The following is an 11,510-nucleotide window of genomic DNA, read 5'->3' as shown; positions in this document are numbered from 1 at the left end:
CTGCATCACCGACCATTCTCCCTTAAGTTTAAATATTCAAATTTTTACACCAACCATTTTAGCTAAATTGAATTAGGCCCGCTTTTCTGCCTGATTTTGCTCATTTCAAATTATTATTCCGTTTATACCAACTATTCAGCAAATCTATAGTAGTTAGCTTTATGCAGTCGCTGCTGCTGTTGATTTAACCTGACCGATATCGCCTAAAACTGTAATTTAATTACAGTTTATTAGGTTGAAAAATAACCATTTAGTTGGCCGGTATTGACCGGATTAATGCTAAATTAATGAATAATAATGCTTATTTTCTCCTCTGCTTTGCTGATCAGTGCTGGTAGCCGGTGGTGCCGGGTTACCATTTTTGCTATACTGCCGGCGGTCAAAATAACGGAGGAGTTATGATAAACCCAAGCTGGCGTCGGATCGTATTGAAGGTGGGCAGTGCCCTGATCGCGCCGGACAATGAAGGATGTAGCGAACAATATTTACGTCCAATCGCTGAATTTATCCACCAATGTCGCCAACAAGGCCGGGAAGTTATTCTGGTATCGTCTGGCAGTGTCGCCGCAGGCCGCCACCATTTTAATTTTTCGCATCAACGGGTGCCTATTGCGTTAAAGCGCGCAATGGCGGCGGTTGGGCAGAATCAAATGATGAATTTCTGGTCTGGTTGTTTTGATTTTCCCTGTGCTCAGGTGCTGCTGACTCACGGCGATTTAAGTGACCGGGTGCGGCACGTTAATATTCAAAATACTTTAAGGCGCTTACTGGACCATCAGGTGCTGCCTATAGTTAATGAAAACGATACTATTGCCACCGATGAGCTGAAAGTCGGCGACAACGATAATCTGGCGGCTATGGTTGCTACCGTGGTTAATGCGGATGCGCTGATTATTTGTTCAGATGTAAAAGGACTATATACTGCAGATCCTGGTAAAGACCCGCTGGCGACGTTGATCCCTGAGGTCAGCATCATAGATGCCGCTATTTTCAGTCTGGCAGGTGGCGCGGCTTCAGCAGTGGGCACCGGCGGTATGCGCACTAAGGTAGAAGCGGCTGAGAAAGCCACAGCGCATGGCATTGATACCCTGATTGTCGATGGCCATCAGCCCGAAACGTTTCAGTGTCTTTTAGCGGGTGAAAATCCTGGCACCATATTTTTTGGCCAGCATAAACCGTTACCGGCTAAAAAACATTGGGTGCGTCACACCTTGCGGGCCAAAGGCGAAATCTGGGTTGACGATGGCTGTATTGAGGCTTTAAGCCAGCATGGCGCCTCATTACTGAGCAGTGGTATCGTGCAGATAAAAGGTGAGTTTGACTCAGGTGATGCGGTGATTATTCGCTGTGCCAAGGGCAGCCGTCGTATTGCCAAAGGCGTAAGCCGGTTTAGTGCGACAGAGCTCTTTTCGATAAAAGGCCAGCAAAGCCGCGATATCCCAAAATGTCTGGGCTATTGTCCGGCTGGTAGTGATGCAGTGATCCACCGTAGTGAAATGATGTTATTGGAGAAATTATGATTTCTGATGTTGCAGCCACGCTGGCTGCTCAGGCAGCTAAAGCTGCCAAAGCCGTTGCTGTGTTATCAACAGAGCAAAAAAACTTTGTGTTACAAAGCTTCGCTAACCGCATTCGTGAGGCCACCCCGGCTATTATTGCGGCGAACAAAGATGAAGTGGCCCAGGCCGGTAGTAATGGTACCAGTGCGGCAATGATTGACCGCCTGACGTTAAATGTTGAGCGAATTGACGCTATGGCTCAGGCTATTGAGCAGATTATCCAGCTGCCAGATCCGGTTGGTTTAACCCGGCAAATTGAACAGCGCCCCAACGGTATTAATATTGCGAAAACCCGCATTCCGTTAGGCGTTATTTGTATGATATACGAAGCCAGGCCCAATGTGACAGCTGACGCTGGCGCGCTGTGCTTTAAATCAGGTAATGCCGTTATTTTACGTTGCGGCCGCGAAGCCATTAATACCAGTCTGGCGATTGCTGCGGCGATGCGCCAGGCATTACGTGACCACGATTTGCCAGCAGAAGTCATTACCATAGTGCCGGATCCTGATCGGGATTTACTGTTGGCGCTGTTGAAGCAGGATCAGTTTATCGATCTGGTGATCCCGCGCGGCGGTGAAGGCTTAATTCGTTTTGTCACCGAACATAGTCGTATACCGGTTATTCAGCATTATAAAGGCGTCTGTCATCTGTACGTTGACCAGAGTGCCGATTTGACGATGGCCTTAAATTTGCTGATAAACGGTAAAGTACAGCGGCCGGGAGTCTGTAATGCGCTGGAGGGCTTACTGGTGAATCAACATCAGGCAGCTGACTTCTTGCCAATGGTAGCCAAAGCGCTGGCTGAGCATCAGGTAAAAGTGCATGCTTGTGGCCAGAGCATCGGCTATTTTAGTGGTGCATCGCCGATTAGTGATGATGAGTTTGGCCAGGAATATCTGGCGCCAGAAATAGCCGTTAAAGTGGTGGCGGACATGGACGAGGCCATTACTCATATCGACCGTTTTGGCAGCCAGCATACCGAAGTGATCTGCACGGCTGACCAGGCCAATGCTGAACGCTTTATCCGCACTGTCGACACGGCCGTAGTCATGCATAATACCTCGTCGCGTTTTTCCGACGGCGGTGAGCTGGGCTTAGGTGCAGAAATAGGCATATCGACCAGCAAGCTGCACGCTTATGGGCCCATGGGGCTTGAAGCGCTGACTACCGAAAAATATGTGGTAACCGGCAATGGCCAGGTTCGCGGCTAAGCTTAGCCTTGGCTTATTGTGAACAAAAATTTGCAATAATGCAGGTTGATGGCCATCTAACTTATTGAACAGGCTTAGTTTTATTGTGCTAAGTCTGTTTTTTGTTTTTTGTCAAGATTAACCGTCAAAACAACCGTGGTGAAAGGCTCGACTATGGGGATTTAGCCCGCTATAATGCCGCGTCCAATTTTATAACAGGTCAGGTTCAGCTTAAGATTTTCGAGTCCCGGCCATACAAGCACGGCGTATTTCAGACGCCTGATTTTGATTTCGAGGTAGCAAGATGCAAGTTTCTGTGGAAACCACCCAGGGTTTAGAGCGCCGTTTAACTATTACTGTGCCGGCTGACAAAATTGATTCAGAAGTAAAAAACCGTTTGCGTGATCTGGCTAAACGCCAGCGTATTGATGGTTTCCGTCCGGGTAAAGCGCCGGTATCTATTATTCAGAAACGTTTCGGTCAGGCTGTGTTGCAGGAAGTTGCTTCTGAGCAAATGCAACGGTCATTCTACGAAGCGATTATCGAGAATAAGTTAACCCCGGCTGGTGCGCCAACATTTGCACCAGGTGCGTTGGCAGCGGGTAAAGATTTAGAATTTGCAGCGACCTTTGAAGTGTACCCTGAAGTCACCGTCGCTAATCTGGAAAAGATTGAAGTAAACAAGCCAGCGGTTGATATTAGCGAAGATGACCTGGCTAAGATGCTGGAAACGCTGCGTAAGCAACATGCAAAATGGCAGGCCAAAAAAGGTGCTGCAGCCACTGGCGACCGGGTAACCATGGATTTCGTGGGTTCTATTGATGGTGAAGAATTTGAAGGCGGTAAGGCCAGCAACTTCCAGCTGGAATTAGGCGCAGGACGGATGATCCCGGGTTTTGAAGACGGCGTCGTTGGCAAAAAAGCCGGACAGAAAGTGACGGTTGAAGTGACTTTCCCTGAAGATTACCATGCAGAAAACCTGAAAGGTAAAGCGGCCAGCTTCGCGGTTACTGTCAATACTGTTGAAGAGCAGGTTCTGCCTGAATTAAATGACGAGTTTGCTACCCTGTTTGGCTTAGCGGAAGCCAGCGTTGAGGCCTTAAAAGCCGAAGTGCGTAAAAACATGGAGCGTGAGCTGAAGCAAACCATTAAAGGCAAAGTAAAAGAGCAGGTTATTAAAGGCTTGCTGGCTAATAATGAAGTTGAAGTGCCACAGTCATTAATTGGCGGCGAAGTCGACGTGCTGCGCAAGCAAGCACTGCAGCGCTTTGGTAACAATGTCGATGCTAAGCAATTACCAGAATTACCGGCGTCACTGTTTGAAGAACAGGCGAAAGATCGGGTGAAGGTAGGCTTGTTATTAGGCGAAGTGATCAAAACTAACGAGCTGAAAGTAGACAATGCCAAAGTAGAAGAACTTATCGCCAACGTAGCGTCAGCTTACGAAGATCCGGCGGAAGTGGTGCAGTACTACCATGGCAACAAAGAATTAATGCAAAGCATGCGTAATGTGGCGCTGGAAGAACAGGCTATTGAGTTGATTTTGGCGAAAGCTAAGGTTACTGAACAAGCTGCTGCCTTCGACGAAATAATGAACCCGCAAGCCACTAACTAAGATTGACTTATCGTGGTATGACGGTTTTAATGGCTCGAACAGCAGTTCGGGCCATTTTATTTTCCGGCCGCACAATTCCGAGTTTTGATTAAGGGACCCCATTTTATGCCAATGTCACGCGATATGACTGACATCATGAACGCTTTAGTACCTATGGTTGTCGAGCAGACGGCCAAAGGTGAACGCTCCTATGACATTTTTTCCCGGTTGTTGAAAGAGCGGGTAATATTTTTAACCGGTCAGGTTGAAGACCATATGGCGAACCTGATAGTGGCACAGTTGTTATTTCTTGAATCAGAAAATCCGGAAAAAGATATCTACATTTATATCAATTCCCCGGGCGGTTCTGTGACGGCTGGCTTATCTATTTACGATACAATGCGCTATATTAAACCTGATATCGCCACAGTGTGTGTCGGGCAGGCCGCCAGTATGGGTGCCTTTTTGTTGTCGGGTGGCACCAAAGGTAAGCGTTATTGTTTACCTAATGCCCGGGTAATGATCCATCAGCCATTAGGGGGGTTTCAGGGCCAGGCGACTGATTTTGAAATACATGCCCGGGAAATTCTGGGTATTAAAGAAAAACTCAACCGGTTGATGGCTGAGCATACCGGTAAAACCTATGAAGAAGTGGTGTCTGATACTGAACGCGATCGCTTCTTAAGTGCACAGCAAGCCTTGGATTATGGTCTGATTGATACCATATTAAGTAAAAGAGATGCGAAATAACTGAAGCAGGGTGGCGGATATTGCGGCCACCAGCGACGTAATAAGAGGTAGTTACATGTCTGATCACCGCACTGACGGCGATAAAAGCGGCAAGTTATTGTATTGCTCGTTTTGTGGCAAATCACAGCATGAAGTGCGTAAGTTGATCGCAGGCCCACAAGTCTATATTTGTGATGAATGCGTTGATTTATGCAACGACATTATCCGCGAAGAAATTAAAGATATCTCGCCTAAACGCGAATCAGATACTTTACCGACACCGCGGGAAATTCGTGCGCATCTGGACGATTACGTTATCGGTCAGGAGCATGCCAAAAAAGTACTTGCTGTAGCGGTATACAACCACTATAAGCGGCTGCGTAGTGCCCAGCATAAGCAGGAAGTGGAGCTTAGCAAGAGTAATATTTTGTTAATTGGCCCCACTGGCAGTGGCAAAACGTTGTTAGCAGAAACTCTGGCGCGGTTATTAGATGTTCCTTTCACCATGGCTGATGCCACCACCTTAACTGAAGCCGGTTATGTAGGGGAAGATGTTGAAAACATTATTCAGAAACTGCTGCAAAAATGCGATTATGATGTCGAAAAAGCCCAGCGCGGTATTGTTTATATTGATGAAATAGACAAGATTTCCCGCAAGTCTGATAATCCCTCTATCACCCGTGATGTGTCCGGTGAAGGTGTGCAGCAAGCGTTACTGAAGCTGATTGAAGGTACTATTGCCTCAGTGCCACCACAGGGGGGGCGTAAGCATCCACAGCAGGAGTTTTTGCAGGTCGATACCTCGAAAATACTGTTTATTTGTGGCGGTGCTTTTGCTGGCCTGGATAAAGTGATTGAGCAGCGCAGCGCTAAAGGCGCGGGCATTGGTTTTGGCGCTACGGTTAAAAGCAAAGAAAGTACCCGCAGTCTAAGCGAGTCGTTTCGCGATGTAGAGCCGGAAGACTTAGTGAAATACGGCTTAATTCCTGAGTTTATCGGTCGCTTACCCGTAGTAGCAACTTTAACTGAGCTGGATTTAGACGCGCTGGTGCAAATTTTGAGTCAGCCGAAAAATGCGCTGGTGAAACAATTTGCTGCCTTATTTAAGATGGAAAATGTTGAGCTGGAATTCCGGGAAGATGCCCTAAAAGCTATTGGTCAAAAAGCCATGGAGCGTAAAACTGGTGCCCGTGGTTTACGCTCGATTGTTGAAGGTGTGTTACTCGATACCATGTATGAACTGCCGTCAATGAATGATGTCAGCAAAGTGGTCATTGATGAAACAGTGATCCGCGGCGAGACTCAGCCCATATTGATATATGAGAACAGCGAGCCAGAAGTGGCGCAGTCAAACTGATAAAAAGGAGCTGATTCAGCTCCTTTTTTGTATTCACAATTGAAGTTTATCAAATGAACCCCATATACTGGGTATCAGGTGTCGCCCGCAGTATTAATTCGAGAGATAATCAATGACAGTAGAACAAACTGAACGTTTGCATATGCCGGTGTTGGCGTTGCGTGACGTCGTCGTTTACCCCCACATGGTGATCCCTTTATTTGTGGGCCGGGCTAAATCTATCAAGTGTTTAGATGCAGCAATGGACAACGATAAGCAAATTTTTCTGGTTGCCCAGAAAGATGCTACGTTGGACGATCCCACTGCTGATGATTTGTATCAGATTGGTACCGTTGCCACTATTTTACAATTGCTGAAATTACCAGACGGTACGGTTAAGGTGTTGGTCGAAGGGGCGAAACGCGCCCGGCTGGCCGAATTTACCGAAACGGATGATGCCTTTGCCGCTTATGTTGATTTAATCCCCTCTGTTGAGATAGATAGCAGTGAGCAGGAAGTGTTTTTACGCTCGGCTATTAATCAGTTCGAAGGCTACATTAAACTGAATAAAAAAATCCCACCTGAGGTGCTGACCGCTCTGAGCGGGATTGACGATGCGGCCCGCCTGGCGGACACCATGGCAGCCCATATGCCGCTTAAGGTTGAAGACAAGCAGAAGGTGCTGGAGCTGGTGGATGTCACCGAGCGTCTGGAATACCTGATGGCGATGATGGAAAGCGAAATTGACATTTTGCAGGTTGAACGCCGTATTCGCAGCCGGGTTAAAAAGCAAATGGAGAAAAGCCAGCGCGAGTATTACCTGAACGAGCAAATGAAAGCCATTCAGCGTGAGCTGGGCGATTTGGAAGATGCGCCAGATGAGTTTGAAGCTCTGGCCGCTAAAATTGAAAATGCCAAAATGCCGGTAGAGGTTGCTAATAAGGCCAAAGCTGAGCTGCAAAAACTGAAAATGATGTCACCGATGTCAGCTGAAGCAACAGTAGTGCGCAGCTATATTGACTGGCTGGCTTCAGTGCCCTGGAAGGCACGTAGTAAAGTGAAGAAGAACCTGGCTGCTGCCGAACAAATTCTGAATGCTGACCACTATGGCCTGGAAAAAGTTAAAGAGCGGATTATTGAATATTTAGCGGTACAACAACGGGTTAATAAACTAAAAGGCCCAATTTTATGTTTGGTGGGGCCGCCGGGCGTGGGTAAGACTTCGCTGGGCCAATCTGTGGCTAAAGCCACGGGGCGCAAATATGTGCGGATGGCGCTGGGTGGCGTGCGGGATGAGGCTGAAATTCGCGGCCATCGTCGTACCTACATTGGTTCAATGCCAGGTAAGATTATTCAGAAGATGGCAAAGGTAGGGGTGCGTAACCCGCTGTTTCTACTTGATGAAATTGATAAAATGGCCTCGGATTTCCGTGGTGATCCAGCCGCTGCGCTGCTGGAAGTGCTTGATCCTGAACAAAACAGTGCATTCAGTGATCATTATCTGGAAGTCGATTACGATTTATCAGACGTGATGTTTTTTGCTACGTCAAACAGCTTGAATATTCCTGCGGCCTTACTGGATCGGATGGAAGTGATTCGTCTATCGGGTTATACCGAAGATGAAAAGCTGAATATTGCCAAACAACATTTAATCGCCAAACAAATCAGTCGCAACGGCTTAAAGCCTCATGAGTTAAATATTGAAGACAGCGCTATTATTGGCATCATTCGTTATTATACCCGGGAAGCGGGTGTGCGCAGTTTAGAACGGGAAATTTCTAAATTATGCCGCAAGGCTGTTAAGCAAATTCTGCTTAGTGCCACGACTAAGCAGGTAGTGATCAATGCTGATAACCTGGAGGACTTCCTGGGCGTACAACGTTTTGACTACGGTAAAGCGGAGGATAGTAACCGGATTGGCCAGGTTACCGGCCTGGCCTGGACTGAAGTTGGTGGTGATTTACTGACGATTGAAGCAGCCTCTGTGGTAGGGAAAGGAAAACTGACCTTTACCGGCTCGTTGGGCGATGTGATGAAAGAATCAATTCAGGCTGCGATGACAGTGGTGCGTAGCCGCGCTGAGGGGCTGCGCATCAATGAAGATTTCTATGAGAAACGCGACATTCATGTGCACGTGCCTGAGGGGGCGACACCTAAAGATGGCCCCAGCGCCGGTATAGGTATGGTAACCGCGCTGGTGTCCAGTTTAACCGGTAATCCGGTGCGGGCTGATGTGGCGATGACGGGAGAAATTACCCTGCGTGGTGAAGTGTTGCCGATTGGTGGTTTAAAAGAAAAACTGCTGGCAGCACACCGTGGTGGCATTAAGCGGGTACTTATTCCGCATGACAATATTCGGGACCTGAAAGAGATACCGGATAACGTCAAAGGTGACATCGAAATTATGCCGGTAAAATGGATTGATGAAGTACTCGAATACGCCTTGCAAGAGCCTACAGAGCGGGTTAGCGTCGTAAATACGGTAAAAAATCCAGCAAAAAGCAAAAAAACTATAAAAAATCCGGCTTAGGGGCTTTTCATTCCTGTTGGCTGTGCTAAGTTATGGTCAGTTTCGGCCCAGCCCTTGTAAAACAAGGGCTGCGGTCAAAGCCAAAAATTATTAGTTTGAAAGCGTCTTCTGCTTGCAAGACAACAAGATGCTTGTTATAACGAAGCGCAGTCTATAAAAGCTAATAACTGCTAGTTGTAGAAAATAATAACAATTGAAGGGGATGATATTGTGAACAAGTCTCAACTTATCGACAAAATTGCTGCTAATGCAGATATTTCAAAAGCGGCAGCTGGTCGTGCACTGGACGCGTTCATTGACGCTGTTACCGATGCTCTTAAAGAAGGCGACTCTGTAGCATTAGTTGGTTTTGGTACTTACAGTGTACGTGAGCGTGCTGCCCGTACAGGCCGTAACCCACAAACTGGCGCTACTATTCAAATCGCTTCTGCGAAAATTCCTTCTTTCAAGCCAGGTAAAGCGTTAAAAGACGCCGTAAACTAACTGGTTGCTAGCCCCGGCGCGCCGGGGCAGCCTGTAAAGCGCGGGTAAGTTACCGGGCTTCATTAAAAAAGGCGCATCTGTTAAGATGCGCTTTTTTTTTAAGACAACTTACCGTTAAGTTGAAAATAGAGATATCGCGAAGATGTTAGAGAGAATCAGAGAAGGCTCCCAGGGGGTAATTGCCAAAACTATCTTAGGTTTGGTTATCCTTACTTTTGCCCTGGCAGGCGTAGGCAGTTATTTAAGCTCGCCAACCGAGGTGTCGGTTGCGGTAGTGAATGGCGAAAAAATTACTCAGTCGCAGTTTGAACAAGCATTGCAGCGTGACCGCGCCAGAATGCAGCAGCAGTTTGGCGATATGTACGATACGCTGGCTGCTGATCCGGCCTATAACAGCCGGTTTCGCTCTGAAGTGCTGGAGCGGCTGATTGATGAGACGTTACAACAGCAATTTGTTAGCAAGCTGGGGATCCGGGTTGGTGATGATCAGGTGCGGGACACCATCAGAAGTTTGGGTGAATTTCAGGTAGATGGTCAGTTTAATAACGACCGTTACATTGCCCTGTTGCGCCAAATGGGGTACCAGAGCGCCGATTTCCGTGAGTTGGTTCGGGATGACATGGCTGCCAGCCAGTTCCGTGCCGGGGTATTTGCCAGCGAATTTACCTTGCCCTCTGAAATTCAGCAAATTCGTCAACTTGAACAGCAAAGCCGTGATATCAGCTATTTTGTGGTGAATGCGCAGAGCTTTGCAGACAAGGTAGACATTACCGAGCAGATGATTCAAGACTATTATCAGATGCAAATTCAGCGCTTTGAAACTGAGCCTAAGTTAGCTGCAGAGTATGTTGAGTTGTCTGCTGAGGCCCTGGCTGCAACGATTGAAATTACTGAACAACAGATCCAAACCTACTATGACGCCAATAAGGTACGCTACAGCACGGCTGAACAGCGTCAGGTGGCTCATATCATGTTGGAAGCAGACGGTGTTGACGCAGCAGTGGCAGCTCAGGCTGAGGCGTTGTTAGCACAGTTACAGCAAGGTGCAGACTTTGCAGAGTTAGCCAGACAACATTCTGCAGATACCTTCTCGGCCGAAAACGGCGGTGTGCTTGATAGCCTGGTACCTGGCCAGATGGATTCTGCGTTTGAAAATGTTGCATTTGCGCTAAATAACGTCGGTCAGCTGAGTGATATTGTGCAGAGTGAATATGGCTATCACATAATTAAACTGGTGAGCCTTGAGCCTGGTCAGCAACAACCACTGACTGAGGTACGAGACAGTATCGCCGAGCGTTTGCAGCAAGAGCAAGCGACTGAGCAGTTCTATCAGTTGCAGACCCGGATGGCAGAGACTGCGTTTGAAGTGCCGGACAATCTGGATGAGACTGCCGCCGTACTTGGCGAGCGGGTACGTGTTACGCCACTGTTTAGTAAGAGCGATGCAACCTTGCCTCTGGCCCACCCTGCAGTACTTAACAAATTATTTGACCGTCGTTTTGTTGAAGACGGTTTAAACAGTGATCCTATCGAGATTGGCAATCAGCATTTAGTCGTGGCTCGGGTAAAAGAGTATCAACCTGCTCGTACTTTACCATTGGCCGAAGTGACGGCTGAGATAACGGCGATATTAAAAACTGAGCAGCAGGGGCGTTTGGCGCAGGAGCAGGTAGCGGCGTTACTGGCCGAGCCGGGCGATATGGCCAGCCTGGCAGCGCAAGCCGGTGTCAGCCTGCAAACGGCACCTGCGACTCCGCGCTTTGGCGGCAGCCTTGATCCGCAAGTCCGGGCGAAGGCCTTTAAGTTAGCACGGCCGACAGCTGGCAACCCCAGTATTGATTCGGTGACGTTGGCTGATGGCAACGTGGCGGTGGTAGCGGTATCTGCTGTGCAGGATGTTGAAGTCAGCGCAATCCCTGCAGACGAGGAGCTTGATGCAATGGCTCAGCGTCAGGCTGAACAAAGTTATCTGGCATTAGTGGCGGCGTTAAAAGCCAATGCAAAAATCAGCCGGACCTTACGGGCAGCGCAAACTGAGCAAAATTAAGTTGTCAGTGTTATAGCGTCTTGACAAAAAAAACCGTGCGTC

At 47.9% G+C, this 11,510-nt stretch carries 8 protein-coding genes; all 8 read left to right on the top strand.

Annotated elements, in window-relative coordinates; translation table 11 throughout:
• Positions 1 to 398 precede the first annotated feature (398 nt).
• The 8 genes from proB to WG68_RS17170 all read left to right on the top strand — a co-directional run bounded on the left by proB (position 399) and on the right by WG68_RS17170 (position 11,468).
• Positions 399 to 1,520: a glutamate 5-kinase gene (gene proB / locus WG68_RS17205; protein WP_046558950.1), complete on the top strand. Its 1,122-nt coding sequence runs from the start codon at positions 399 to 401 to the stop codon at positions 1,518 to 1,520.
• Entirely contained in the window at positions 1,517 to 2,770 is a 1,254-nt protein-coding gene (locus WG68_RS17200) for a glutamate-5-semialdehyde dehydrogenase (protein WP_046558949.1), read from the top strand. The genes proB and WG68_RS17200 overlap by 4 nt, the downstream gene beginning before the upstream one ends.
• 283 nt (positions 2,771 to 3,053) lie before the next feature.
• Complete coding sequence (tig, locus tag WG68_RS17195; RefSeq protein WP_046558948.1) at positions 3,054 to 4,364, top strand: trigger factor; 1,311 nt, start codon at positions 3,054 to 3,056, stop codon at positions 4,362 to 4,364.
• Between the two features lie 123 nt (positions 4,365 to 4,487).
• Positions 4,488 to 5,093: an ATP-dependent Clp endopeptidase proteolytic subunit ClpP gene (gene clpP / locus WG68_RS17190; protein WP_046552974.1), complete on the top strand. Its 606-nt coding sequence runs from the start codon at positions 4,488 to 4,490 to the stop codon at positions 5,091 to 5,093.
• A 55-nt stretch (positions 5,094 to 5,148) separates the two neighbouring features.
• Entirely contained in the window at positions 5,149 to 6,429 is a 1,281-nt protein-coding gene (gene clpX, locus WG68_RS17185) for an ATP-dependent protease ATP-binding subunit ClpX (RefSeq protein WP_046558964.1), read from the top strand.
• Between the two features lie 112 nt (positions 6,430 to 6,541).
• Entirely contained in the window at positions 6,542 to 8,938 is a 2,397-nt protein-coding gene (gene lon, locus WG68_RS17180; protein ID WP_046558947.1) for an endopeptidase La, read from the top strand.
• 192 nt (positions 8,939 to 9,130) lie between these two features.
• Positions 9,131 to 9,421 carry a nucleoid-associated protein HU-beta gene (hupB, locus tag WG68_RS17175; protein ID WP_420834571.1) on the top strand — a complete coding sequence of 97 codons (291 nt, stop codon included), beginning with the start codon at positions 9,131 to 9,133 and terminating at the stop codon, positions 9,419 to 9,421.
• Positions 9,422 to 9,563: 142 nt separating this feature from the next.
• Positions 9,564 to 11,468 carry a SurA N-terminal domain-containing protein gene (locus WG68_RS17170; RefSeq protein ID WP_046558946.1) on the top strand — a complete coding sequence of 635 codons (1,905 nt, stop codon included), beginning with the start codon at positions 9,564 to 9,566 and terminating at the stop codon, positions 11,466 to 11,468.
• The last annotated feature ends 42 nt before the right edge of the window (positions 11,469 to 11,510 follow it).

Origin of the sequence: Arsukibacterium ikkense (genome assembly GCF_000987775.1) — a bacterium.
Classification (GTDB): Bacteria; Pseudomonadota; Gammaproteobacteria; order Enterobacterales; family Alteromonadaceae; genus Alishewanella; species Alishewanella ikkense.
Note: the sequence above shows the minus strand (reverse complement) of the source record. Positions and strands in the feature narration are given on the sequence as shown.